Below are 24,323 nucleotides of genomic sequence, written 5' to 3'. Positions count from 1 at the left end.
CGGTTATTCCAAGGGGTAACTATGCCATTTCTTTTTACAAAACGGTTAAACGCGCTTAACTTAATCCATCAATTCTGAGGATGGTATTCTGCGCAGGTGCACTTCTTAAACTTCTTGCCGCTCCCGCAGGGGCAGGGATCGTTCGGGCCGATCTTCTTGCCCTTGCGCACAGGCTGGGCGGTATCGGTGCCGTCGGCGCTGGTTGCAGTGGGCTTCGCCACCTGCTCGCGCTTCGGCTCCTCCTGCGTGCGCAGCTGCACGGTGAGCATCATGCGGGCGGTGTTCTCGCGGATGGTCGCGATCATCTCGTCGAACATATCGAAGCCTTCCAGACGGTATTCCACAACCGGGTCACGCTGGGCATAGGCGCGCAGGCGGATACCCTTCTGCAGCTCTTCCATCGCGTCGATGTGGTCCATCCACTCGCGGTCCACGTTCTTGAGAAGGATGACGCGCTCCAACTCGCGCATGACCTTGTCGCCATACGCCTGCTCACGCGCTTCGTACTGTTCCATTGCCTTCTTTGTGAGTTCATCCTTCACAAAGCCGGGTTCCAGCTTCTCCATCTCGGTCTCGTCATACTGCAAATCGTCCGGGCCGATCAGCCAGCCCATATAATGCTCGCGCAAGCCGTTCAAATCCCAGTCGTCGCGCAGGGTTGCAGCGGGCAAATATTTGTCCACCTGCGCCTCGATCGCCTGCTCGATCATCTTGACAATCTGGTCGCGCAAATCCTCGCCGTTGAGCACCTGGTCGCGCTGGCCATAGACGATCTCACGCTGGCGGCTCATGACGTCGTCGTACTGCAAGACGTTCTTACGGATGCCAAAGTTGCGGCCCTCGATCTTCTTCTGGGCGCCCTCGATGGTCTTGGTCAGCATGCCCGCCTCAATCGGCGTATTTTCATCGACTTTGAGCGTATTCATCATCTGCGTAATGCGCTCGCCGCCGAACAGACGCATCAGGTCGTCCTCCAGGGAGATATAGAACCGGCTCATGCCCGGGTCGCCCTGACGGCCGGCACGGCCGCGCAGCTGGTTGTCGATACGGCGGGATTCATGGCGCTCCGTACCGATGATATACAGGCCGCCCGCCTCGCGGACCTCGTCGGCCTCGCCTTTCGTCTCTTCTTTATATTTGTTGTTGAGCTCCTGGAAGGTCTTGCGCGCCTCCAAAATCTCTTCATTATCGGTATCCGAATGCGCATCCGCCTCGCTGATGAGCTCCTCCGGGTACTGCATACGGCGCATTTCCGCTTTCGCCATATACTCGGCGTTGCCGCCCAGCATGATGTCCGTACCACGGCCGGCCATGTTGGTGGCGATGGTCACCGCGCCCTTTTTACCGGCCTGTGCGACGATCTCCGCTTCCTTATCGTGGTACTTTGCGTTCAAGACCACGTGCTTGACGCCGCGGCGTTTGAGCAATTGGCTCAGCCGCTCGGACTTTTCGATGGAGATTGTGCCGACCAGCACCGGCTGGCCCTTTTCGTGGTGCTCGACGATGTCATCGATGACCGCATTGAACTTGCCCTGCTCCGTCTTATAGACGACGTCCGGCAGATCCTGGCGGATCATCGGGCGGTTGGTGGGGATCTCAATGACGTCGAGCTTATAGATCTCACGGAATTCGTCCTCTTCCGTCATTGCCGTACCGGTCATACCGGAGAGCTTTGTATAGAGGCGGAAGAAGTTCTGGAAGGTGATGGTGGCGAGCGTCTTGCTCTCGCGCGCAACCTTGACGCCTTCCTTGGCCTCGATCGCCTGGTGCAGGCCCTCGTTGTAGCGGCGGCCATACATCAAACGGCCCGTAAATTCATCGACGATGATGACTTCCCCGTCTTTGACCACATAGTCGATGTCGCGCGTCATCACGCCGCGCGCTTTGATCGCCTGGTTGATGTGGTGCTGGAGGGTGATGTTGTCTGCGTCGGTCAAGTTTTCTACATTAAAATACGCTTCTGCCTTCTTTACGCCGGACGGGGTCAACGTTGCGGTCTTGGCCTTTTCGTTGACAATATAGTCTGCGTCTTTATAGAGCTCGTCGTTGTCCTCTTTGGTATCCAGGTCGGCGACCTTGACCATATGGAGCGTCTGCGCAAATGCATCCGCAATGTTATACAGCTCGGTGGACTTGTCCCCCTGGCCGGAAATAATCAACGGGGTACGCGCTTCGTCGATGAGGATGGAGTCAACCTCGTCGACGATGGCGAAATTGTGCCCGCGCTGCACTTTGTTTTCCTTATAGATGACCATGTTGTCGCGCAGATAGTCGAAGCCGAACTCGTTGTTCGTACCATAGGTAATGTCGGCATTGTAAGCCTTCTGGCGGGAAGCATTGTCCATATCGTGGGCAATCAGGCCGACCGACAGTCCAAGGAAGCGGTACAGCTTGCCCATCCATTCGGAGTCGCGGCGGGCCAAATAGTCGTTGACGGTAACCACGTGGACGCCCTTGCCTGCCAAGCCGTTCAAATACGCGGGGAGCGTCGCCACAAGCGTTTTACCTTCACCGGTCTTCATCTCGGCGATGCGGCCCTGATGGAGCACGATGCCGCCGATGATCTGCACCGGGAAGTGGCGCATCTGCAGCACGCGGGCAGAAGCCTCGCGGCAGACGGCAAATGCGTCGGGCAGGATGTCGTCCAACGTTTCGCCGTTGGCCAAGCGTTCCTTTAAAGCAGGGGTCTGCGCCTGCAAATCCTCGTCGCTCAGCGCTTTGTATTTTTCTTCAAGTGCGAGCACTTTGTCGCAAAGGGGCTGGATGCGCTTTAACTCGCGCTTGCTGTAGTTGCCAAAGAAGGCTTTGAGAATATTACCCATGAACGTTCACCTCAAAATGGTTGTAAAAAACCGATTATTCATCTCAGTATTGAGCATACGGGTGTTATTATACCATAGGTACGGGGAAAAGGAAAGAACAAATCGTGAATTGTGACCAAAGAATTGACAGGGATTTTGCGGAAACACGTTTATAAGAAAAGATTCCAGGCGTCTGCGCTTGCTTGAAAGCGTTTCTTGATATTGCTTTTATCTTCCTTTTATTCTATTATGATCGTGAATCCTATGTTTCTTGTTAACAACATCGTATGATGAAACAATTACTGGAGAATGTGATGCGACTATGAAAAAGCACCGAAATCGATGGGTTTGTTTTATCCTGAGCATCTTGATCGTATCTGCTGCTGCGCTCGCCTTGGTTTTTCATCAAAACCGGATGGAGGATCTCTATGGAAATGGGATAAGTCCGATTTCTGAAGAACAGGTTCCCGATTTTCTCGCGGGAAATCCTGCCTATGCAATGGGGGTCAATTCCAAAGGTATGCCGGTCTTTGAAGACCCGGACGCCGCCTTTGCGGAAGCCACCATGGATTTTCAGACGGGCATCGCCGCCATTCAGGAACAATTCGATTTGGAACCCTTCACCCCTTCAAATTGGGAACCATGCAAAACCTATGGCGCGCAGATTCCCACAGAGGATGAAACCCTGCGGGAGGAATGTATGAAAGTATCCATTTTTTTGGACTTCTATGAAAATAGTTTTCCAAATACGTAAGGTCAAAAAGCCTGCCCTGCTCTTTTGCAGGACAGGCTTTCCCATCCACAATGATACAATTCTTTAGGAAGCGGCCTTCATCGAGTAAAAATTATACGCTTTGTCCATATGGAAGCTCCGAAAACGCATTCCCTTCTTTGACGCCCGTGACCGTCCCGTCGTAATATGCGTAAACCGCATCCCCCATTTGCGTGATATGCGATAGCGTCAAATCGCCTTCCAAAACGGTTCCCGTTGCGGAATCCATGTGGGTGCAATGATAGACCGGTTCCACCTTTTCCGGGGAAGAATAGATATACCGATAGCCGTGCAGCTCCTTCGTGATGACCTTCGAAGGTGTTTCGATTTCCGCCACATCTTCCAAATCCCGGCTGAAAACGGATGCCTCCATGGACATGCCGTCCTGCTTTTCAAAACGAATCTCCTGCAACGCCTGTTGCCCCTGCCCGTCCGTCAGCAACGCATAAAGGGAAAAGCCGTCCATTCCCCATGCATTTGACCCTTCCGGCCGGACGCCTTCTTCCGGCAACAGTTTCACTGGGAACTCCAAATGGATTTCCACTTCCTCCCCGCCGGCAACCTCTCTTTCCACCGGGGTTTCCAACCATTTTGTTGCATTGCAGGGAATGGTCCCATCCGGGGAAAGCTGCTGGGATGTACTCTGCCGGAGCACGCGGTTTTCTGCAAAGCCCTCTTCTACATTGTCCGAATCGTCCTCCGGCAGGAGAACATACTCCACAAATTTGACATCCGGATTTCCGGAAAGAAAAGAAATATGTTTGATCCCACTCGTCAAGGGCTTTACAGAAAAGGAGTATGCCACCTCGCCAGCGGCTTGTCCGGTTTTGCCCAGAAGCACCGGCTCCAATGTTTGCGTGATTTTCAAAAGGGCGCTGGGCGCTTCGTCCGATTGCTGGTCGATTGTCCTATCGTTGATTTCTTCTTTATCAGGCTTCTCTCTCGGTATGTTAGACATGAAAGAAAGTGAAACCACACTCCCCAAAAGAAGTAAGACGGCCAAAACAATACCAACCCGTTTTCCTTTCATGAAGTCCCGCTCCCTTCTTTATAAAATAACGCTATAATTTTATAAATTTGTCATCTATTTTTATCAATTTTCTTTAATTCTAATTATAAATTAGAATTAAAGAAATGTCAACTCTATGTAAATAATTTTCACAACATACGGTTAGGCTATAAAAAATTCCACGGGCGTTATAAAAGCCCGTGGAATTTTATTCATCAAGATTGTGAAGAATCTTCTTCATTCAAATTTAGCAAAGCGATTCGAACCGCTTCAATGACAAATGCAGAGAAAGTGCATTCTTTTCCCCGAATAGCGTCTTCAACTTCCTCAATCATATCGTTTGGAAAACGTATCGACTTTAACGTCGTTTGAGGAATACGTGGAATCTTAAATTTCTCCATTTTATCACCGCGCAATACAAATGTAACACAATCATTATGAAGAAAGCTTTGAAAAATGTATGTACTACATTTGTATTACCAGATTGATTATATACTATCTGTGAAGTTTTCTTCTTCTTTCAAATCTAATAAAGCCACACGCACTGCCTCCACCACAAAAGCAGAAAAATTACTATCTTTTCCCCGAATAGCTTCTTCAACTTCTTCAATCATCTCATTCGGAAACCGAATGGATTTTGTTGTTGTTGGCGGAGTTGCTGGAATATGAGGAATTTTGAATTTATTTCTCATGCGATTACCTCACAATACAATTGTAATACAGATATTATGTATCGTTATTTATGTAAAGTATGCATTACAAAAAGCATTACAACTGTATTGCAATTAAAATTGTACTGTGCTATAATATAAACGACATGAATATTTCTTTGGAGGCGCTTCACGATGTCCCCTATTTACCTTTCGCAAAACCTCCGCTTCCTGCGCAAGGCCTTTCATTTCCCCCAATGGCAGGTTGCACTCTGGTTAAACGTGGAGCGCTCTTCCTATACCTATTATGAGGCCGGCCGTACCCTGCCGCCTCTTCTTATATTGCTCAAGCTCGCGTGGTTCTTCGAGGTCTCCCTGGACGGCCTCGTCCTGACGGACCTTGCCAAAGCCCCGCCGGACTACCTCCCCGCCTGCGTGCAACCCTCGGAAACGACCGCCGAAGTGGAATCCCAGGAGGACGCCCCGCCAAAACCGCGCCGGGGCCGGAAGCGCAAAAAGCGCACAGCCTCCTAATTCATTTGTTTATTCCTCCTTAGCCGCCTTCGGGCGGCTTTTCTTTTGCCCGTTTTCCATCCCACAGAAACGGCTCTTTCGAACGCCCATGCCTGCGCCGGTATGGGCGTTTTCTTCCACAAGTAGTTTCCCCTCTTGCATAATGCACGATGAGAGGATAGAATGGGGAAGGGAAAATGGATAAAACCAAATTACACTTTATTTTATATGGAAAGAGGGAGTTCCCATGAAAACAGTCCCAGAACGCATTGCGGCCCTGCGCGCTGCAATGAAGGAAGCAGGGGTCGACGGCTTTTTAATCCCGTCCTCCGATCCCCATATGAGCGAATATTTGCCCGATTCTTACCAAGCGCGAAGCTGGTTCTCCGGCTTTAACGGCTCGGTCGGCACGTTGGCCGTCACAGCGGACGCCGCCGCGCTTTGGGTGGATGGCCGCTATTTCATCCAGGCGGAGCGCCAGATTGCGGGCAGCGGCATCGAACTGATGCGCATCGCGCAGAAAGGCACGCCGGAAATCCCCGCATGGCTAGCAGACACGCTTCCGGAAAACGGCGTGATGGGTGTGGACGGCATGGTGACCGCCACATCGACCGTCGAAAAACTGAACAAAGCCTTTGAAAAGAAGCATATTTCGATCCGCGATATCGACTTCGTCACGCCGCTGTGGGAGGGCCGTCCGGCCGCGCCTGCAACCCCCGCGTGGCTGCTCGATGTGAAATACGCGGGCAAAACCGCGGCGGAAAAGCTGGCCCAGCTCCGCGAAAAACTCCAGGAAAAGGGCGCAAATGCCATGCTGGTTTCCCGCCTGGACAGCGTCGCCTGGCTTCTGAACCTGCGCGCGGACGACATCGCCTGCACGCCGGTCGCCATGGCCTACTGCCTGGTCCTGCCGGACAGCGCCACGCTGTTTATCAACCGGAGCCGCCTGCCGCAGGAGGCCCAGGATGCGCTGGCCAAAGAAGGAGTGCAAACTGCCGCGTATGAGGACGTTGCAAACGCCATCGCCGCGATTGACCAACCAGTGACCGCGCTCTATGAGCCCGACGGGTTGAACTATACCCTGTACAACGCCTGGAAAGCGAACCCGAACGTCACCCTTCTGGCGGGTGAGGAACCGGTTCAGCAGCTCAAGGGCGTTAAGAATGAGGTCGAGATTGAAAACATCAAGAACGCCCATGTGAAAGACGGCGTTGCCATGGTGCGCTTCCAGATGGCCTTGGAGGACAAGATGGCGCGCGGGGAAGCCGTAACCGAATGCGACGTAACGGAGATGCTTGCCACCCTGCGCCGGGAGCAGCCGCTCTGCCTGGGAGAAAGCTTTGACACCATCCCCGCCTATGGCGCCAATGCCGCGATGATGCATTACCACGCTGTCCCGGAGACCTGCGCCACGCTGGAGCCTCACGGGTTCCTGCTGGTGGATTCCGGCGGCCAATATCTGGACGGCACGACGGACATCACGCGCACCTATTCGTTGGGAGAGCTGACCGACGAGGAAAAGACCTACTACACCTGGGTGCTCAAATGCCACATTGACATCGCCAAGGTGATCTTCCTGGAGGGCTGCACCGGCGGCAACCTGGATATTATCGCGCGCAGCCCCCTGTGGCAGCACGGGATCGACTACCGCTGCGGCACCGGCCACGGCGTTGGCTTTGTCGGCGGCGTACATGAGGGCCCGCAAAACCTGCGCACAAACAACCACGCTGTTTTCCAGCCCGGCATGACCATCACGGACGAGCCCGGCGTTTATGAGGAAGGGAAAATCGGCATCCGCATTGAGAATGAGCTGGTCTGCAAGGAGTGGGACACCACGGAGTACGGCCGGTTCCTTTGCTTTGAGCCGATCACGTATTGCCCGATCGATACCCGCCCGGTCAAGGTGGAACTGCTGGACGATGCAGAACTGACATGGCTGAACAATTTCCATCAGACCGTATACCGGACCCTGGAAAATTCCCTGAACGACCGGGAGCGGGAATGGCTAAAGGCCGCCTGCGCGCCGCTCACCCGGTAAGCACATGAATGCACTGATTGCAATCCTGCTCCTTTTTGCCCTTCTGGGCGCAGTCGATAAGATCATCGGCGGCAAACTGGGGGTTGCCGAAGAGTTTGACCGCGGTCTGGCCGCCATGGGCCCGCTCTGCCTTTCCATGTCCGGCGTGTACTGCGTGGCGGTGGCCGCGCTGGGGTCCCATCCGGAGGTCCTCTCCGCCTGGGGAAGCGTCCTCCCGTTCGACCCCTCGATCCTGGCGGGCGCGCTGCTCGCGCCGGACCTGGGCGGCTATCCGATCGCCAGCCAGCTTGCGGCCACCCCCGCGTTAGCTGCCTATTCCGGTGCGATGCTCTCCTCCCTGCTCGGCTGCCTCATCAGCTTTGTCCTGCCCACCTCCCTGGGAAGCTTGGAAAGCCACGAAGTGGGAGGCTTTATGCGGGGCATCCTCTGGGGGATTGTGGCCATGCCCGCCGCCCTTGCAGTGGGCGGGCTGCTGGCCGGATTGCCAGTCCCCTCGCTGCTCGCCAACCTATGGCCGGTGCTGCTTCTCTGCGCGATCCTCTGCCTGGCGCTGCGGTTTGCCCCGCGCGCCTGTATCCGGGTCCTCTCTGGGCTTGGACTGTTCGTCCGCGCTGCGGGCATCGTGCTCTTCTGCATTGTGGTGGCGGGCGTATTCGTGCCCGAATGGTCGATGGTCCCGGACACGCTCGTCTTTGAAGCGCTGACCATCGCCTTGAAATGCACGGTCGTGGTTTGCGGATCGACCGTCGCCTGCGGGCTGCTTCTGGCCCACTGCGGCGGGATCGTGGACAAGCTGGCGGGCCGCTTGGGGATGAACCGGTACGCGGTCGCCGGCTTGTTTGTCAGCGTTGCGTCCAGCCTCTCCATGCTGCCGCTGTACAGCCGGATGGACCCACGCGGGAAAGCCGCAAACGCTGCATTCGCCGCAACGGGCGCGTTTGTCTTCGGCGGGCAATTGGCGTTTGTCTCCAGCGTATCCACGGGAAACGTGGTGGCCGCTTATGTGGCCTGTAAGCTGGTGGGCGGCATATTGGCGGTATGGTTGGCCATGCATTTTACAAAAGGGGACGAGCTTCCAGCAGAAAGAGCCACGGAAGCGACGCCGGTTTGCAAATGACGTTCCATTGGCGGCTCATCAGCCATCCTATGGGCAACCCTCCAGGTTTTGATCGTTTCTGGCAGGAGGTTCCTTGCATACAAGTTTAAGCATAAAGACAGCGGCCAGTCCCGTTTGGGGCTGGCCGCCGGTTTTTATCTGTTTCCTTTTCCCGGATATAACTCCATTGCCTGGTCTTACCAAAAGAGAACGGGATGCCTATTTTTATAGTGGCCAGGAATGGAACATCCCTATACCTGTTCCTCCCATTCTTCGACTTTTTCAAAGGCAAAAAACAACTCCGCAGGAACCTTTACGGTGTCCGGCGGGACCGCTGTCTCGATCACACTCCCCCGGAGCGGAAGGCCGTGCGTTCCCGTTGCCCGATCCGGTTTTAATCTCATCCCCAGCAAAGCAGAACTCCCCCTGTGTTCTTCCGGGCGGGATCTCAAATATTCCTTGGAATAGAATTGCAGACTCATATCCTTGCTGCATTCGTATTCAATCCCGACATAACACATTCCCTTTGGACAGCTTTGTTCCAAGGCTTCAAAGCAATTGCGTTTGACCTGCCGCAATTGTTCCGGTGAGAGGCCCTCCGTATATCGCGGATGGTTGAATTGTTCTTCCAACTCGTTCCATACATCGATCAACGTAACACGATTGATATAACACGCTACTGAATCTCCGGAATGGTCCAAGAAACGGAACGAGCGGCTTTTCCCCACCGTTAACGTGACGGTTTTTTCCAGGATATGCTGGATGGGGTCCGGCCTGTGCCGGATGGTGACCGGCGTTTTCTCGGAAACGTTTGGCAACGTCTTTCGATCCGCAATCTCCAGGGTGACCAGCTGCAAACGCTCCCATGCCATGTGCTTGAGCCATTCGGGGACCACCCAGCCGGCGCTCATCATAGCAAGGAAGAGTTGGACATTGCCGTAATCCAGGAAAGAATCCATCAAAGGGCCGCTCGAGCCCCCTTGCACCTGTAACCGTTCCTTTCCCAAATAGATGTCGCTACAGTGCAAATAGCAAACATCCGGGTTCCCCTGCTCCTTGAGGATTCTTCTATGATTCCGGATTCCCTTTCTCCGACGCCGCCCATCTTCGGATTCCTCATATGGCTCCAGGATATAGAGCTTTGCTTCGTCCGCCAGGGTCATGCCAACGATGTGATATTTTTTGTCCTTGCGTTCGATGGTTCTTCCAATCACCCGAATCTCTTGCCATGTTTGATGGGCTTCTTCTAAGGTTCGAAAATCCATTCTCCTATCTCCCAACAGAATTCAATTGGTCTGTGCGTTCATTGTAGCATAGCCGTTGACACCTGTCCACATGGCGCCTTTCAAGCGGAAACCGTCCGGCTTCGAAGACTGCTTTTAAGCGCCAGTGTAAAAGCCAAAGGAATTTTCGAAATCTACCGGAGTATAGTCGGATAAAAAGAGAAAACGATAAACGAAAAAAGATCCCGCCGGACATTCCTTCCAGCGGGATCTTTCAAATTCGAATCTGTTTGCCTCTATCAATCGCCGACCTGATAACCGGCGTCGCTGACCACGTTGGAAATGCCGGACAGGTCGATTTTCGACTCGTCATAGGCAACCTGGGCGGTTTTTGTTGCAAAACTCACCTTTGCCTTTTCGATCCCATCCGCCTTCAAAAGCGCATTCTCCAAGTTGGCCGCGCAATGCTCACACTTCATCCCAAGGACCGACAGCGTGGCTTCCTTTGTCGCTTTTCCTACCATTACAAACCCTCCTTTTCCTTCTGCAATCTCACAGGAACGCCATCAATAAGGCGGAACCTGCAATCAACAGTGCGCATCCCAATGCCACAATCCGAATGAAAAGCTTCCGCGTATCTGCGCGGCTTTTTTTCTTCCCCGTTGTCCGCATGGCGTTTTCCTCCTGTTCCATGATAATGAGTTGCTATAGCATTTTATTATACCCGTTGTTCTTTCAAAATTTGTTACGATATTCTGAATTCTAAGTTAAAATGCCTGTAAAAAAGCAAGACCTGTCCAAGGAAAGAAATTCCACCCGCCCAGAAATGATTGACATGCCATGCCGAATGCAATAGAATAGAGCGAGGATGCCAAATTGGGCCCTTTTGATTTGTATTCTTATTGATAAGGACAAGCCGTGTTAATTGGATGAGGAGTGACAAAATGGACAAACGAAATACGTATACGCGATCCGGTTCACGCGATATTTATTCCAGCAGCAAAGGGCCCCGGCAGTATCGAGGAGAAATCGACCGGTACAATTACGTTGACCGCGATATTTATTCCAGCAGCAATAAGCGGGCCGCTGTCAAGAGCGCCAAAAGCCGGAAAGCGGACCGCCGGCGCAAAAAGAAGCGTGGAGGGCACCGGGTCCTTGCCACAGTTTTTTCTGTAGCGCTTGTGCTTGTGCTGGGGGTCGTCGCGTATGCCGGCGTGATGGTGAGCCGTCTCAACCGTCCAGGGGTGGACACATCCCAATATGTGGAACAGCCCGAAGCCGCCCCCACATGGGATGTGATTTCCAAAGATGGGGTCACCAATATTCTATTGATCGGCGCGGACAATGGGGACGATGGGAACAGCCACCGTTCCGACACCACGATGTTGGTTTCCATCGACAACGGGACCAAAAAGCTCCGTCTGGTCTCCTTCCTGCGCGACCTCTATCTCGAAATCCCAACCGTCGGAAAGACCAAACTGAACGCCGCCTATGCCAACGGCGGCCCAGCTTTAACCATGCAGACCATTGAAAACAACTTCCGTGTGAATATCGACAAGTATGTCTCGGTAAATTTTGAAAATTTCGAAGCGATTATCGATAAGATGGGCGGCATCGATATCGATATGTCGGCCGAAGTCGCAGCCGAGGAAAACCGGAATATGGGCAGCAATTTGCACGAAGGCGTCAACCACCTGGATGGCCGCCTCGCCCTGTACTACGCCCGCATCCGTGCAACCGACAGCGATTTTGGGCGCACTGGCCGCCAACGCCAGGTTGTTGAAGCGATGATTGCCCGCATGAAGGAACTCAACCCTGTGGAATTCAGCAAATTGATGTATGACTACCTGCCCTATGTAGAAACCAACCTCAGCGACGGAGATCTGCTCGCCTTGGCTGCGATGGCCCCATCCATTATGAATTATGAGATGGAAACCATGGCCGTCCCCAATCCAAACGCCTATGAGGATCAGACAATCCAGGGCAGCGGCATGGTGCTTGTGCCCGACCTTCCGGAAAACTGCCGCCTGCTGCGGGAATTCCTCTATGGTACTAGTGGCACGGATAATGCCGGATTGTAATCTTTCCTCCGCTTATCGAAAATACGCTTCGAGAAAGGCAAGTCCCCTCGAAGCGTATTTTTTTTGTGAATTGCCGTTAAAATCTTTCACATTCGACCTGTATTTCTTTATGCGATTGAAAACCCTCGTTAAAATGAGTATAATATGGATGTTATATCATGCAAGGCAACCTCTATATGGAGAATGTTTTTGCATATTTTCCCGGCCGATATAGTCATCGCGCGGGAAATGTGTAGACTGAACAGTAGGAGCGAAATGACATGGAGAGAAAAACGTTTTATATCACCACGCCAATTTACTATCCATCCGGTAAGGCGCATATCGGCCACAGCTATTGCACCGTGGCGAGCGACGCCATTGCCCGCTATAAGCGTCTTCAGGGATATGACGTGATGTTTTTGACCGGAACGGACGAGCATGGCCAGAAGATCGAATTAAAGGCTGCGGAAGCAGGCGTTACCCCAAAAGAATATGTGGATAAGATCGTCGCAGGCTTCCAGAGCCTCTGGAAACTTCTCAACATCAGCAACGACCGCTTCATCCGCACGACGGATGAATATCATATGCGCGCGGTCCAGAAAATTTTCCGTGCCCTCTATGAAAAAGGGGAAATTTATAAGGGCAAATACGAAGGCTGGTATTGCACCCCCTGCGAATCCTTCTGGACGGAGACTCAGCTCAAGGATGGCAAGTGCCCGGACTGCGGCCGCGAGGTCAAATGGGCGGAGGAAGAGGCCTATTTCTTCCGTCTTTCCAAATACGGCGACCGTCTCCTGAAGCTCTATGAGGAACGCCCGGAATTCATCCAGCCGGAAAGCCGCAAGAATGAGATGATCAATTTCATCAAACAAGGCTTGGATGACCTGTGCGTCACGCGCACCAGCTTTTCCTGGGGTATCCCCGTGGACTTTGACCCGGATCATGTGATCTATGTCTGGTTGGACGCGCTGACCAACTATATCACGGCATTAGGCTATAGCTCCGGCAATGACTTGATGTACCGCAAGTTCTGGCCGGCCGACGTCCATTTTGTCGGCAAGGAAATCGTGCGTTTCCACACCATCATTTGGCCCGCCATGCTGATGGCCTTGGATCTACCCCTGCCAAAGCAGGTTTACGGCCACGGCTGGCTGCTGTTTGGCGACGGCACCAAGATGAGCAAGTCCAAGGGCAATGTGGTGGACCCGCTCATCCTTTGCGAGCGCTATGGCGTTGACGCCATCCGGTACTTCCTCTTGCGTGAAATTCCCTTTGGCGCGGACGGCGTCTTTACCAATGAGGCGCTCATCAACCGCATCAATTCCGACTTGGCGAACGACCTGGGCAACCTGCTCTCCCGCACCACGGCGATGGTGGAAAAATACTTCGGCGGCGCGCTTCCCCGCGAGCGCTGCGCTGCGGCGCCGGACGGCGAGCTGATCACGCTGGCTTCCATGCTGCGCGGCAAATGCGACGCCGCGATCGACAAGTATCAATTCTCCAACGCGCTGGGTGAGATCTGGAAGCTGATCGCCCGCGCCAATAAATACATCGACGAAACCATGCCGTGGGCTTTGGGCAAGGACGCTACGAAGCGCGCGCGCCTGGCGACCGTCTTGTACAACCTCTGTGAAACGCTGCGTATCATTTCGATTTTGATCGCTCCGTTCATGCCGGAAACCGCTCCGAAGATTCAGCAGCAGATCGGCGCTATTCCGGAAGTTCTCACCTACGAGTCCTCCTCCAAGTGGGGCTTGCTCCCGCCGACCGCCGTGGTCACCAAAGGGGAGACCCTGTTCCCGCGCATCGACGTGGAGAAGGAAATCGAAGAGTTGAACAAACTACTCCCCAATCGCGCAGAGCCCGAGAAAAAGCACATTGAGGGCTTAGCACAAATTGGGATCGACACATTCGAGAAAGTGGAGCTGCGCGTGGCAAAGGTCAAGGCTTGCGAGCCGATCAAACGCGCAAAGAAGCTCCTGAAGCTCACACTGGACGACGGCGAAGGGGAGCGCGTGGTCGCTTCCGGCATTGCCGCCTGGTACAAGCCGGAGGATCTGATCGGCCGCAGCGTGATTTTGGTGGCAAACCTCAAGCCGGCTACGCTCTGCGGCGTGGAAAGCCAGGGCATGATCTTGGCCGCGGACGAGAGCGAGGACAGCGTCCGGGTGATCTTTGTGGATGGCGTCCCGGCCGGCTCCCGCATCCATTGATGAGGGATTCTATGTATGGAACGTCTGATTTTTGATTCACACGCACATTACGACGACGAGGCATTTGACCAAGACCGCGGGGAGATTCTTCGGAATCTCCCCGCGCAGGGTATATGCCGGATTGTCAACGTGGGCGCGGATTTGCAGGGCTGCCGCGACGCCGTGGCGTTGGCGGCAGCATATCCCTATATCTATGCAGGGGTGGGAATCCACCCTGAATGTGTAAACGACACCCCAGACGAGGCATTGAACGAGGTGGAAACCCTTTTGGACGCGCCCAAGGTCGTCGCAGTCGGTGAGATCGGCTTGGATTATCACTTTGAAGACAACGCGCCCCGCGAGGTCCAGCGGGAATGGTTTGCCAAGCAGCTCGCACTCGCCAACCGCAGAGGGTTTCCCGTCATTGTCCACGACCGCGACGCACACGGGGACACGATGGAATTGCTGTGCAAATACCGTCCCAAGGGGGTTGTCCATTGCTTTTCCGGCAGCGTGGAGATGATGCGCGAAGTGGTCCGCCTGGGGATGTACATCGGGCTGGGCGGCGCGGTCACGTTCAAAAACGCGCGCGTGCCGGTGGAGGTCGCCGCGGCGGTCCCGCTGGACCACCTTCTGCTGGAGACCGACGCGCCCTATATGGCGCCCGTCCCCTACCGCGGAAAGCGCTGCGACTCCTCCATGATCGCCAAAACTGCGGAACGCATTGCGGAGATCCGCCAGATGCCCGTGGAAGAGCTGCTCAAAGCAACGCAGCAGAATGCGTCACGCCTGTTTGGAATTCCTTTGGAGGAGGCTTCCGTATGAGCGATTTCTATGACAATATCGCCTATGTATTGGGGCACACCCTATATTTAAACATCACAAACCGCTGCCCGTGCGCCTGCGACTTCTGCATCCGCACCCACAGCAAAAGCGTCGGAACCGGGGACAACTTATGGCTGGAGCGCGAACCGACACAGACGGAGATCATGGCCGCTCTTGCCCAGCACGATCTCAGCCAATACCGCGAACTGGTCTTTTGCGGCTACGGCGAACCGACCTGCCGCCTCGACGACCTTCTTTGGGTTTGCAATAAAGTCCGCGGCATCCGGGACATCCCCATCCGGGTCAATACCAACGGCCTGTCCGACCTCATCAACGGCCGGAGTACGGCAAAGTCCTTCCAAGGCTTGGTGGACGCCGTTTCGGTCAGCCTGAATGCTTCCACCCCGGAGAAATACGTAGAGCTTTGCCATCCCAAATACGGTCTGGACGCCTTGCCCGCCATCTTAACCTTCACAAAAGACGTGGTACAATATGTGCCGGAGGTCGATATGACGGTGGTGGACAATGGAACCCCCAAGGAGGAACTTGCCGCCTGTGAAGCGCTCTGCAAGCAGACAGGGGCGCATTTCCGTGTGCGGCGCTTTATCACCACCTATGAGGAGGAAGCAAAGAAGCCCGATCCACAGATTTCTTAAAATGCTTCTCTGGAACTCCTTTTCCTCAAGATGCGCGTGTCCTTTCCAAAAGAGAGCGCCTCTTTTCAAGGGACAACCGTCCTGCGGTTCTGAAACAAGTTTGATCTTAGGGCGCCGATTTATATTTGCAAAAGGGGATGACAAGATGAAAATCGAGGGAAATCAAAAAGAATTGGACGCTATGGCTGAATTTCACAAGGGCAACCGGCAAGAGGGCTTAAAATTGCAGGAAGAATTTGCGGCGGAATTCCGGGAGGAATACAAAGACAAAGACCATTGTCCTTGCCAGAAGGCCTGCCGCTACCATGGGAATTGCAAAGAATGTGTGGCCATCCACCGGGCACACCAGGAGCATGTCCCCAATTGTATGCGGCCGATTCTCAACCAGAAGATCAAACTGCTGTCCGAATTGACGGAACACACGATTGCAAAGGAAATCGAGCCGCCCCATGAGGTTTTGCGCAAAGAATTTCAAGAATAGAATCCATACGGATGGGGTTTAAAAAGAGCTGTAGGAAAGGTTCCCTACAGCTCTTTTTCTCTATTTAAATCTTTTTTACCCGGCCTTTTCTTCGTCCTCGTCCTTGGGGATTGGCTGGGGTGTGGTCATGCGCAGCACCAGGACTGTCACATCGTCGTCGTGGCCGTCCGAACGCCTTGCCACCGCTTCCGCCACCAGTTCCTCCGCGAGATCCTGCGGCGAAAGGCCCTGCCACTGTTCCACCGTCTCGCACAGCCAATCGTCCCCGGCGGCGAGCGCGCCGTCGCTCAGCAGGACCACCAGGTCGCCGTCCCTGAGCACCGCGTCCGCCTTTGCAAAATGGGCGTCGTTTAAAATGCCGACCGGCAGCGAAGGGGCGTCGATGCGTTTGGCTTGCCCATCCTGCCGCAGGATCGTAACCGGCGCGCCCGCCTTGCGCAGCTCGACGCATCCGCTGAACAGATCCAAGACCGCCACATCGATCGTCGCAAGGGACTCGTCCCCGCTTTTAACCACCAAAGCGGAATTGACGATTTTTAATGCGGTATCAAATCCGATGCCGGCCTTTACGAGCTGCGAGAAGATGCCGCTCGCCATCGCGCCATCCACCGCAGCCCGTCCGCCCGATCCCATCCCATCGCTGATAATCGCCACTTGACGGCCGCTGCCGTCGTTGAAGCATGCGTAACTATCCCCGCAGAGCTGACCGTCCCCGCACACATGCTGGTAACATCCGGTCTGTACACGGTACACCGGACGCTCGCTCATCTGCACCCGGCATTTCCCCTGCGCCGTGCTGATACAGGGCGTCTCAAACAGCCGGCCACACGCGCGGGAAATCTCCTTCACCACCGCGCCGCGGTTCAGACGCATCCGCTCCACCTGCATGGCCTCAATCTCAATCGACATGCGGTTGAATTGATCCACCCGGCAGCTCACCTCGATGGGTGTCACACCGGCGGCCCGCAGGACCTCTGAAACCTGTTGCGCAGCGGCGAAATCAAAGCGTTCAAAGAGCTCCATTTCGCTGGCCATGTCCTCCAGCATCCGGCTGGTGGTTGTAAACTGATTGGCCACCATATTGCGCACCTGCGCGATGCGGCCCTCCGCCGCCTGGCGCACAGTAAACGCCTCGTAATTCCGGTTCACGCATTCCACCATATCGTTTAAACGGCTGCAATGCGTTGCAAAATGCGGGCTGAAATCTGTGCGGTCGATCCGCCCGCGCGTGCGCAGGCGGGCCGTCAAGTCGTTAAAGGCGTTCATGCTGTCGCCATAATTGCGCTCCCAGCAGTAAATCTTGAGCCCACATCCCATGCACACTTCGTCGATCGCCTTTTTATACACGCCGTTGATGTCCGGTGCACACGCTGCGCCAAGCTTCCGGCTGACCTCCTCCACCGACTCGGACACGCCGCCCAATGCCTTTGCCGCATAGTCCAGCTTCATGATGACGGAACGGCGCAGGCCGTCCGACCGGGAATGGTCGTCCCCGCTGGAGAACAGCCCCACCAGTTTGCTTCCCATTCCCTTGGGGAGCGCGATATAGAGGACAGACGCCGCCATGACTTCATATAGCCCGCTGATCACGGCAGCCTGGTTTCCCACCTGGAGTGACGCGACGCCGTTCGCCACAACAAATGCCGCAGCCGAGGCCAGCCGCCCGACGGGGGAAAACACGCCCGCCATCAGCCCTCCCAGCGCATATGCGCCGGAGACATAATTCAGCCCCGTCGTCCCCAGGCTGAACAGGGTCCCCGCTGCGATTCCGGCGATGCCCCCGCCCGCTACGCCCCCATAGCGTGCGGCGAACAAAATCCCCAATACGGCCGCAATATGCCCCAGTGAGATGCTGCCGATGGTCAGATCGGCAAAGGCCAGCAGCAGGATTCCCAGGGATAGGAGCGTGCATGCAATCTCCTGCCCACTCAGCCCCGAGGCACTCCGGCGGGAACCAAGCGCTGTGCCCGCATGCGCAAAAAAGTAGGCTGCGCCGCCCGCCAGAAGCGATTCCGCCACATACATCGCCGTCCCCGAGGGCGTGGATCCATTTACAAACGCCAACGCCATCCCGGTGCAGAGCATGGGCAAAAAGGCTGTCATGGGGGCAAAGGCAGGATGCTGGCGCACGCGCACCAAATCATTCATCGTCCAACGGATCGCGGCGGCGGCGAGAATGGCCGCGATGTAATGGACGGGCACCGATACCTGCGACGGCAAAAGATACCCAACCGCGCATCCCAACACGGTGCTCCACATGGAATGGTACGGCATGGCGGCCACCGCTGCCACGCCAAAGGGGGCATATTTTCCAAACACCACATCGCGCGCGCACAGCAACCCTACAACAAAGAACACCGCCTGCCGTACAACGGCCCGCATCCCCGGCAAAAGGGCCGCCAGCCAGTTTTCCAAGTCCACACGCCGGTTGGAGATTGGCGGGGCCTGTCCCTCCGGGACCTGCGCTGCTACTTTTTCCTTTGCCATTCCCATCGCTCTCCTTCTATGATTTCGTGCTTGTCCACCTTTTAGAGCGAACATGCATCCAGGCATCGAAAAGGGTTTACGGGAACATTATACAATAAGTATATGGAAAGTTTTGTCATAACTTCGTGTAATATTTTGGAAGCTCCGGTCGCAGTTTCCCTGATGCAAGCCGCCTTCCTCCTGCAAGCTATCCTCCAGAAACAAAACCATTTCCAAATCTTCCCCTCTTTTCGCACGTTTCGGCCCCCTTTCGAGCATCTTTCAACGCCTATGCCCCGCCCACGCTGGACGTTATGCGCAAAATGTGGTAAACTGAATATGAATTTATTAAACGAAAGGAACTTGCGTCATGGAATACAAAATTTCCGACCGCGTGCAGACCCTCAAGCCGTCTGCGATTCGCGAAATCTTTAAGTATGCGGCGGACCCGACCGTGGTTTCCCTCTCTGCCGGCAACCCCGCCCCGGAAGCGTTCCCCGTCAAAGAGGTTGCTGAAATCTCCGCCCGCATCATGGCGGAGCGCCCGGTGGACGTGTTGCAGTATGGATTGACCGAGGGATACCTCCCGTTGCGCCAACACCTGACCGCTTATATGAAAGAAAAGCACCAGGTTGGCCGCGACTTTGACGACATCCTCATCACCTCCGGCGCGCAGCAGGTGATGGACCTCACCACAAAATCCCTGTGCAACGAGGGGGATGTGGTGATCTGCGAGGCCCCGAGCTTCATCGGCTCCCTGAATACCTTCCGCTCCTACAACGCCCGTTTGCGCGGCGTTCCCATGGAGAGCGACGGCATGGATATGAACGAGCTGGAACGCGCCCTCAAAGAGGAGCCCCGCGCCAAATTCATCTATACCATCCCGAACTTCCAGAACCCCTCGGGTATCACCATGAGCCTGGAGAAGCGCAAACAGCTCTATGCATTGGCAAAGCAGTACGGCGTGATGATCCTGGAGGACAACCCCTATGGCGACATCCGCATCAAGGGCGAGTACATCCCGTGCATCAAGTCCATGGACGAGGACGGCATTGTGATCTATGTGGGTACCTTCAGCAAGGTGATCTCCCCCGGCATGCGTGTCGGATACGCCATTGCGCCGAAACCGCTCCTGCAAAAGCTGGTGGTCTGCAAGCAGGGTGCGGACGTCCACACCAATATGTGGAGCCAGATCATCTGCCATGAATTCATGACCAAATACGACTATGAGGCGCACCTTGCCCACCTGCGCGAGCTTTACCGTGTGAAATCTGCACTGGCGCTGCGCAAGCTGGACGAGTGCCTCGTCCCGAATAAAATCACCTACAACCCGTTTGAGGGCGGCCTCTTCATGTGGTGCACGCTGCCGGACGGGGTCGATATGCCCGCGTTCTGCAAGGAAGCGGTTTTGCGCAAGGTCTGCGTCGTCCCGGGCAATGCGTTCCTGACCGACGAGAGCGAACCCTGCCAGAGCTTCCGCATCAACTATTCCACGCCGACCGACGAGCAGCTTGTCCGAGGCATTGAACTCCTCGGCCAGCTGGCCAAGGATGTCCTGTAAGGAGGGTGCTTCCCATGGAAAATCAAACGGCCGAACGCAAAAAGGTCATATTCAGCGCGATCCAGCCCAGCGGCACCATCACCCTGGGCAACTACCTCGGCGCGCTGAAAAACTGGGTCGCTTTGCAGGACGACTTCGACTGTATCTTTGCCCTGGCGGACCTGCACACCATCACCGTGCGGCAGGAGCCGGCAAAATTCCGCCGCAACATCCTGGAGGCCTACGCCCTGTTACTGGCCTGCGGGATCGACGTAAACAAGAGCCTGTTCTTCATGCAGAGCCATGTCCATACGCATGCGGAATTGGCGTGGATTCTGAACTGTTACACCCAGTTTGGCGAGCTCTCCCGCATGACGCAGTTTAAGGATAAATCCGCCAAACACGCGGACAACATCAATGCGGGCCTGTTCACCTATCCGGCGCTGATGGCTGCGGATATCCTCCTTTATCAAGCGGACCTGGTCCCGGTCGGTGCGGATCAGAAGCAGCATTTGGAGCTGACCCGCAACATTGCGGAGCGCTTCAACGGCCTGTACAGCCCCACCTTCGTGGTGCCGGATGCGTACATTCCGAAGAACGGCGCGCGGATTATGTCCCTGCAGGATCCGACCAAGAAGATGAGCAAGTCCGACGAAAACGCCAACGGCTGCATCGCGCTGTTGGATAAGCCGGAGGACATCATGCGCAAATTCAAGCGCGCGGTGACGGACAGCGACGCCTGCGTGCGCTATGCCGAGGGCAAGGACGGTGTAAACAACCTGATGGGGATTTATTCCGCAGTCACCGGCCGTTCCTTCGACGAGATCGAACGCGAATTCGAAGGCAAGGGCTACGGCGATTTCAAGACCGCTGTCGGAGAAGCCGTTGTGGAGCATCTGCGCCCCATCCAGGAGCGTTATGCCGACTACAGCAAAAACAAGGATTATCTGGAACAGTGTTATCGCGCGAGCGCGGAAAAGGCGTTGGCCATCTCCCTCCGCACCCTGCGCAAAGTGATGAAAAAGATCGGTTATATCCTTTAAGAAGGATGGATCCCCCTGCCCACAGCCACTGTGGGCGGCGGCAAGGAACTCGTCCCCGCTAAAAAGAGGTCTCTGTTTCTTTCAACAAAAAAGCGTTGGTACTATGGATTTCTCCGTAGTACCAACGCTTTTTTACATTTGAACTGCTCAAGATCACTTGGCTTCTAATTTCAAAATATGCGCGTTTAACAATTCTTGGAACGTAGCATTGCGGCCCGCCGCGCCCCATCTGCCGGGACGGTCCACCGGCGTATAATAGCGGCTTTTCTTTTGTTGCCGCAGGAACGCCAACGCCTCCTCTTTCCGTCCCCGCTGGGCCATCCCATCTGCCGCCTTGATTGCATACATAGCCTGAGATGGTTCCAAACGGTATGCCTCCAAATAGTGCGAAATTGCAGCCTCCAATTTGCCGAGATGTTCCTCCGCAGCCGCAAGATCGGACACAATGCAGGCCCGGTTTGCCGCTGCTTGATTAATCAAAATTCCTTCTTCCTCAACAGTTCGCTGCGGTAGCCCCTTCCAACCGTCTGTGGACAGATAGGCAGTTGCATAGCGCTCCGTCTCTCCTGCATACGGGCCCCCTAGGAAACTATAGGCACGCGCTGTCAAATAAAGCTGTTCTGGTGTAGTGGGGGTTTTGCAAAGCTCGATTACTTTTAATAGCACCTTGGACCGGTCTCCCAACTGTTTGGCCAGCGCCCTGGCTTCCTCCTCTTGTTCATATGGGTGCGGGACAGGCCCTCCCACTAGGTCGAACAGTGCAGCGGCCAACTCTGTTTGATGAATGGATGGATGTGTCATAACGTCCCCTTCTTTCCAAAACTGGACATCCTAGTTCTATCATTTACGCGGTATCCTTCGCAGAACCATTCCGTCCTCTCTTTATCCAAGGACACGCTGCACCACTTCTGCGCGCAGGCCGTCCCGCTGGGATTGGCTCAACCGCCGGCCGCAGGCCAACGTCAGGGTTGCAGGCTGCAATTCCATCAGCAGGGCGTCGATCTTTTCCACACCAACGCCGGAAATCAGCCCAGCTGCAATTCCCAAACGTACACGGTACAGCAGGTCTGGAAGCTCCTGTTCCCCCAACATCTTCGCACTTTGCAGGACCCCAAGCGCCCGGCTTACGGCGTCCTGCATCTCCAGCTTTTCCGCCAGGGAAAGGCGCGCTGTGCGCTCCTGCACCAAAAGCTGCTGCGCAATACTCTTGAGGTTGCGCAGGGCCTCTTCCTCGTTCAGCCCCAAGGTCAACCGGTTGGAGAGCAGGTACCGCGAGGTCTGTTCCTCTTCGTTGGATGGGTCGAAGGGTTCCTCCTCCAACACAAGGCCCAGCTTCGCCAATCCCGCCGCAATCCGACCGATCGAACCGCTTTCATGCAGCGCCGGGAGGTGCAGCAATACGGAGGCCCGCATTCCTGTGCCTAAGTTCGCGGGGTCTTGCGTCAAATAGCCGAGCTTCGGGTCAAAGGCAAAGTGCAACTCTTTATCCAAGATGGTGTCCAAATGGTCTGCCTCTGCATAGGCGCTTTCCAGCTCCATCCCGGCCCGGAACACCTGGATGCGCAGATGGTCCTCGCCGTTAACCAACAAGGAAAGGCTCTCGTCTTGGGTGACCAGGAGCCCGCCCATGCGATCCGCAGGAAAGTCCGGCTGGACAAGGCGTCGTTCCGCCAAGGAAAGGCCGTCGGTCCGGCCGATGTCCTCCATGCGCCAATAGGCGAACTGATGCCCCACCGCAGCGTTTTCGTTGGTCGCCGCCTCATAGATCATCTGCTCCACCTGCTGCCGTCCGGCGGCATTCATCCGCTTCGGATACGGATACCCCGGCAAACTGCGCGCCAGGCGGACGCGCGTGCTGATGACAACGTCGTTTTGCTCTCCCGCCTCCTGATACCACTTATGCATGGCGGCCGCCTCCTTCTTCCAACGCCTTGATCTGATCGCGCAATGCGGCTGCGTACTCAAAATTCTGTGTGTCGATTGCCTCCCGCAGCGCGCGCCTCTTCACAACCAACTGGCTGCTTTGACGCGGCTGCGGCAGGTTTGCCCCCGGCACCTTCCCGCGATGCACTGCTTCCCCGTGGATGCGCTCGATCACCGGCTTTAACCGGTCGGAGAAGGTGTGGTAACACTCCGCACAGCCGGCCCGGCCGCTGCGGACAATGTCGTCAAAAGAGGCGCCGCACACAGGGCAGTGGACGTCTACCACAACCCGCACATGGGCCGGTACCCTTTTTTTTGCTTCTTCCTGACGATGTGGCGTCATAAAACATTCCTCCAATCAACAGGGTCTATATCCCTTGCGTGCAGTTGTACCCCCTGGTTCCGCACGCCCGTTCTTCATCTATATACATCTGTACACAGGAATATTTATCGGAGAATCCTCCCGCGCCGATTTTGGTTGTAACACCTTTTGGCCTCCCGCAATATACTATACTGTAATTCGAAAGGAGGCAAACAATTATGTGTAACAACAACTTCTTAGGTGGCTGCGGATGCTCTTGGATCATCATCCTCATCATCATTCTCCTGTGCTGCTGCGGCGGTAACGGCTATGGCTACTCCAACAACAACGGTTGTGGCTGCGGCTGCGACAACGGCTGTGGCAACAGCTGCTGCTAATTTCCGCGCGAAAAGGGGCTGCAACCTGCAGCCCCTTTTCCCCCTGTCCCAATGGGACAGGCCCTCATTTTTTTTGCTGCTCTTTCGCCTGCATCAGGGCATTAGCCAATTGATCCGGGCACGAGGTCGGCTTAAAGCCGCACCGGATGCCCTTGCACCGTGCGATGACATCGTCCACCTTCATTCCTGCGATCAAGGAACAAATCCCCTTCAAATTCCCATTGCAGCCGCCGGTAAATTTGGCCGATTTTACAACGTCTCCATCCAGCTCGAGCAAAATCTCCGACGAACAGACGCCGCGCGTCTTATAACGATATTCCATCCTGTATTTCCTCC

Annotated in this window: 23 protein-coding genes; 12 read left to right on the top strand and 11 right to left on the bottom strand. The window is 55.1% G+C overall.

Features of this window, described 5'->3' with window-relative positions:
- Window positions 1-68 precede the first annotated feature (68 nt).
- Complete coding sequence (gene secA / locus B5F54_RS01920; RefSeq protein ID WP_087229759.1) at window positions 69-2,822, bottom strand: preprotein translocase subunit SecA; 2,754 nt, start codon at window positions 2,820-2,822, stop codon at window positions 69-71.
- A gap of 301 nt (window positions 2,823-3,123) precedes the next feature.
- On the opposite strand from secA, the gene B5F54_RS01915 reads away from it, so the two are divergent.
- Window positions 3,124-3,555: a hypothetical protein gene (locus tag B5F54_RS01915; protein ID WP_087229756.1), complete on the top strand. Its 432-nt coding sequence runs from the start codon at window positions 3,124-3,126 to the stop codon at window positions 3,553-3,555.
- Window positions 3,556-3,646: 91 nt separating this feature from the next.
- On the opposite strand, the gene B5F54_RS01910 is transcribed toward B5F54_RS01915, so the two are convergent.
- The 3 genes from B5F54_RS01910 to B5F54_RS01900 all read right to left on the bottom strand — a co-directional run bounded on the left by B5F54_RS01910 (window position 3,647) and on the right by B5F54_RS01900 (window position 5,274).
- On the bottom strand, window positions 3,647-4,531 hold the full coding sequence (locus B5F54_RS01910) for a hypothetical protein (RefSeq protein WP_140400308.1): 885 nt from the start codon (window positions 4,529-4,531) through the stop codon (window positions 3,647-3,649).
- 266 nt (window positions 4,532-4,797) lie between these two features.
- The gene (locus B5F54_RS01905; RefSeq protein ID WP_087229750.1) at window positions 4,798-4,983 is read right to left on the bottom strand and encodes a YlcI/YnfO family protein; all 186 of its coding nucleotides are present in this window, start codon (window positions 4,981-4,983) and stop codon (window positions 4,798-4,800) included.
- Between the two features lie 87 nt (window positions 4,984-5,070).
- Window positions 5,071-5,274, bottom strand: coding sequence for a YlcI/YnfO family protein (locus B5F54_RS01900; protein WP_087229748.1), 204 nt, complete (start codon window positions 5,272-5,274; stop codon window positions 5,071-5,073).
- 153 nt (window positions 5,275-5,427) lie between these two features.
- Between B5F54_RS01900 and B5F54_RS01895 the strand changes: the two genes are divergently transcribed.
- The 3 genes from B5F54_RS01895 (at window position 5,428) to eutH (ending at window position 8,900) form a co-directional block, all read left to right on the top strand.
- The gene (locus B5F54_RS01895) at window positions 5,428-5,766 is read left to right on the top strand and encodes a hypothetical protein (RefSeq protein WP_087229745.1); all 339 of its coding nucleotides are present in this window, start codon (window positions 5,428-5,430) and stop codon (window positions 5,764-5,766) included.
- Between the two features lie 226 nt (window positions 5,767-5,992).
- The gene (locus B5F54_RS01890) at window positions 5,993-7,783 is read left to right on the top strand and encodes an aminopeptidase P family N-terminal domain-containing protein (protein ID WP_087229742.1); all 1,791 of its coding nucleotides are present in this window, start codon (window positions 5,993-5,995) and stop codon (window positions 7,781-7,783) included.
- A 4-nt stretch (window positions 7,784-7,787) separates the two neighbouring features.
- Window positions 7,788-8,900 (top strand): ethanolamine utilization protein EutH, encoded by a 1,113-nt coding sequence (eutH, locus tag B5F54_RS01885; protein WP_087229739.1) that lies wholly within the window; start codon window positions 7,788-7,790, stop codon window positions 8,898-8,900.
- A gap of 230 nt (window positions 8,901-9,130) precedes the next feature.
- On the opposite strand, the gene B5F54_RS01880 is transcribed toward eutH, so the two are convergent.
- A complete protein-coding gene (locus B5F54_RS01880; RefSeq protein ID WP_087229737.1) occupies window positions 9,131-10,144 on the bottom strand; it encodes a hypothetical protein in 1,014 nt (337 codons plus the stop codon).
- A 257-nt stretch (window positions 10,145-10,401) separates the two neighbouring features.
- Window positions 10,402-10,626 carry a heavy-metal-associated domain-containing protein gene (locus B5F54_RS01875; RefSeq protein ID WP_087229734.1) on the bottom strand — a complete coding sequence of 75 codons (225 nt, stop codon included), beginning with the start codon at window positions 10,624-10,626 and terminating at the stop codon, window positions 10,402-10,404.
- 420 nt (window positions 10,627-11,046) lie between these two features.
- On the opposite strand from B5F54_RS01875, the gene B5F54_RS01870 reads away from it, so the two are divergent.
- The 5 genes from B5F54_RS01870 (at window position 11,047) to B5F54_RS01850 (ending at window position 16,316) form a co-directional block, all read left to right on the top strand.
- Entirely contained in the window at window positions 11,047-12,183 is a 1,137-nt protein-coding gene (locus B5F54_RS01870) for an LCP family protein (protein WP_087229731.1), read from the top strand.
- Window positions 12,184-12,443: 260 nt separating this feature from the next.
- Window positions 12,444-14,375: a methionine--tRNA ligase gene (gene metG / locus B5F54_RS01865; RefSeq protein WP_087229728.1), complete on the top strand. Its 1,932-nt coding sequence runs from the start codon at window positions 12,444-12,446 to the stop codon at window positions 14,373-14,375.
- Window positions 14,376-14,390: 15 nt separating this feature from the next.
- Window positions 14,391-15,179, top strand: coding sequence for a TatD family hydrolase (locus B5F54_RS01860; RefSeq protein WP_087229725.1), 789 nt, complete (start codon window positions 14,391-14,393; stop codon window positions 15,177-15,179).
- Entirely contained in the window at window positions 15,176-15,835 is a 660-nt protein-coding gene (locus B5F54_RS01855; protein ID WP_087229722.1) for a TatD family nuclease-associated radical SAM protein, read from the top strand. Before B5F54_RS01860 ends, B5F54_RS01855 begins: the two co-directional genes overlap by 4 nt.
- A gap of 145 nt (window positions 15,836-15,980) precedes the next feature.
- The gene (locus tag B5F54_RS01850; RefSeq protein WP_087229720.1) at window positions 15,981-16,316 is read left to right on the top strand and encodes an LPS biosynthesis protein; all 336 of its coding nucleotides are present in this window, start codon (window positions 15,981-15,983) and stop codon (window positions 16,314-16,316) included.
- Window positions 16,317-16,391: 75 nt separating this feature from the next.
- Here the strand turns inward: B5F54_RS01850 and B5F54_RS01845 are convergent, their stop codons facing one another.
- Entirely contained in the window at window positions 16,392-18,803 is a 2,412-nt protein-coding gene (locus tag B5F54_RS01845) for a SpoIIE family protein phosphatase (protein WP_242969611.1), read from the bottom strand.
- Window positions 18,804-19,152: 349 nt separating this feature from the next.
- Here B5F54_RS01845 and B5F54_RS01840 point away from each other — a divergent pair, with 349 nt between their 5' ends.
- A complete protein-coding gene (locus tag B5F54_RS01840; RefSeq protein WP_087229717.1) occupies window positions 19,153-20,343 on the top strand; it encodes an aminotransferase-like domain-containing protein in 1,191 nt (396 codons plus the stop codon).
- A 14-nt stretch (window positions 20,344-20,357) separates the two neighbouring features.
- Window positions 20,358-21,365 (top strand): tryptophan--tRNA ligase, encoded by a 1,008-nt coding sequence (trpS, locus tag B5F54_RS01835; RefSeq protein ID WP_087229714.1) that lies wholly within the window; start codon window positions 20,358-20,360, stop codon window positions 21,363-21,365.
- 153 nt (window positions 21,366-21,518) lie between these two features.
- Here trpS and B5F54_RS01830 read toward each other — a convergent pair whose 3' ends face one another.
- From B5F54_RS01830 to B5F54_RS01820, 3 genes are all read right to left on the bottom strand, one after another.
- Window positions 21,519-22,166 carry a hypothetical protein gene (locus tag B5F54_RS01830; protein WP_087229711.1) on the bottom strand — a complete coding sequence of 216 codons (648 nt, stop codon included), beginning with the start codon at window positions 22,164-22,166 and terminating at the stop codon, window positions 21,519-21,521.
- 81 nt (window positions 22,167-22,247) lie between these two features.
- Window positions 22,248-23,270, bottom strand: coding sequence for a hypothetical protein (locus B5F54_RS01825; RefSeq protein WP_087229708.1), 1,023 nt, complete (start codon window positions 23,268-23,270; stop codon window positions 22,248-22,250).
- Entirely contained in the window at window positions 23,263-23,631 is a 369-nt protein-coding gene (locus tag B5F54_RS01820; RefSeq protein ID WP_087229705.1) for a UvrB/UvrC motif-containing protein, read from the bottom strand. Before B5F54_RS01820 ends, B5F54_RS01825 begins: the two co-directional genes overlap by 8 nt.
- A gap of 197 nt (window positions 23,632-23,828) precedes the next feature.
- On the opposite strand from B5F54_RS01820, the gene B5F54_RS17475 reads away from it, so the two are divergent.
- On the top strand, window positions 23,829-23,987 hold the full coding sequence (locus tag B5F54_RS17475) for a hypothetical protein (RefSeq protein ID WP_172749505.1): 159 nt from the start codon (window positions 23,829-23,831) through the stop codon (window positions 23,985-23,987).
- 64 nt (window positions 23,988-24,051) lie between these two features.
- Here B5F54_RS17475 and B5F54_RS01815 read toward each other — a convergent pair whose 3' ends face one another.
- Window positions 24,052-24,309: a TIGR03905 family TSCPD domain-containing protein gene (locus B5F54_RS01815; RefSeq protein WP_087229703.1), complete on the bottom strand. Its 258-nt coding sequence runs from the start codon at window positions 24,307-24,309 to the stop codon at window positions 24,052-24,054.
- Window positions 24,310-24,323: the final 14 nt, after the last annotated feature.

It is taken from the genome of Anaeromassilibacillus sp. An250 (assembly GCF_002159845.1).
GTDB lineage: Bacteria > Bacillota > Clostridia > Oscillospirales > Acutalibacteraceae > Anaeromassilibacillus > Anaeromassilibacillus stercoravium.
Note: the sequence above shows the minus strand (reverse complement) of the source record. Positions and strands in the feature narration are given on the sequence as shown.

Bases quoted from the DNA above. Each gene is read 5' to 3' on its own strand.
- B5F54_RS01880 (WP_087229737.1), bottom strand. From the start codon at position 10,144: ATGGATTTTCGAACCTTAGAAGAAGCCCATCAAACATGGCAAGAGATT.
- trpS (WP_087229714.1), top strand. From the start codon at position 20,358: ATGGAAAATCAAACGGCCGAACGCAAAAAGGTCATATTCAGCGCGATC.
- secA (WP_087229759.1), bottom strand. From the start codon at position 2,822: ATGGGTAATATTCTCAAAGCCTTCTTTGGCAACTACAGCAAGCGCGAG.
- B5F54_RS01850 (WP_087229720.1), top strand. From the start codon at position 15,981: ATGAAAATCGAGGGAAATCAAAAAGAATTGGACGCTATGGCTGAATTT.
- B5F54_RS01900 (WP_087229748.1), bottom strand. From the start codon at position 5,274: ATGAGAAATAAATTCAAAATTCCTCATATTCCAGCAACTCCGCCAACA.
- B5F54_RS01815 (WP_087229703.1), bottom strand. From the start codon at position 24,309: ATGGAATATCGTTATAAGACGCGCGGCGTCTGTTCGTCGGAGATTTTG.
- B5F54_RS17475 (WP_172749505.1), top strand. From the start codon at position 23,829: ATGTGTAACAACAACTTCTTAGGTGGCTGCGGATGCTCTTGGATCATC.
- B5F54_RS01845 (WP_242969611.1), bottom strand. From the start codon at position 18,803: ATGGCAAAGGAAAAAGTAGCAGCGCAGGTCCCGGAGGGACAGGCCCCG.
- B5F54_RS01905 (WP_087229750.1), bottom strand. From the start codon at position 4,983: ATGGAGAAATTTAAGATTCCACGTATTCCTCAAACGACGTTAAAGTCG.
- B5F54_RS01915 (WP_087229756.1), top strand. From the start codon at position 3,124: ATGAAAAAGCACCGAAATCGATGGGTTTGTTTTATCCTGAGCATCTTG.
- eutH (WP_087229739.1), top strand. From the start codon at position 7,788: ATGAATGCACTGATTGCAATCCTGCTCCTTTTTGCCCTTCTGGGCGCA.
- B5F54_RS01860 (WP_087229725.1), top strand. From the start codon at position 14,391: ATGGAACGTCTGATTTTTGATTCACACGCACATTACGACGACGAGGCA.
- B5F54_RS01870 (WP_087229731.1), top strand. From the start codon at position 11,047: ATGGACAAACGAAATACGTATACGCGATCCGGTTCACGCGATATTTAT.
- B5F54_RS01830 (WP_087229711.1), bottom strand. From the start codon at position 22,166: ATGACACATCCATCCATTCATCAAACAGAGTTGGCCGCTGCACTGTTC.
- B5F54_RS01820 (WP_087229705.1), bottom strand. From the start codon at position 23,631: ATGACGCCACATCGTCAGGAAGAAGCAAAAAAAAGGGTACCGGCCCAT.
- B5F54_RS01840 (WP_087229717.1), top strand. From the start codon at position 19,153: ATGGAATACAAAATTTCCGACCGCGTGCAGACCCTCAAGCCGTCTGCG.
- B5F54_RS01855 (WP_087229722.1), top strand. From the start codon at position 15,176: ATGAGCGATTTCTATGACAATATCGCCTATGTATTGGGGCACACCCTA.
- B5F54_RS01825 (WP_087229708.1), bottom strand. From the start codon at position 23,270: ATGCATAAGTGGTATCAGGAGGCGGGAGAGCAAAACGACGTTGTCATC.
- B5F54_RS01890 (WP_087229742.1), top strand. From the start codon at position 5,993: ATGAAAACAGTCCCAGAACGCATTGCGGCCCTGCGCGCTGCAATGAAG.
- B5F54_RS01875 (WP_087229734.1), bottom strand. From the start codon at position 10,626: ATGGTAGGAAAAGCGACAAAGGAAGCCACGCTGTCGGTCCTTGGGATG.
- metG (WP_087229728.1), top strand. From the start codon at position 12,444: ATGGAGAGAAAAACGTTTTATATCACCACGCCAATTTACTATCCATCC.
- B5F54_RS01895 (WP_087229745.1), top strand. From the start codon at position 5,428: ATGTCCCCTATTTACCTTTCGCAAAACCTCCGCTTCCTGCGCAAGGCC.
- B5F54_RS01910 (WP_140400308.1), bottom strand. From the start codon at position 4,531: ATGTCTAACATACCGAGAGAGAAGCCTGATAAAGAAGAAATCAACGAT.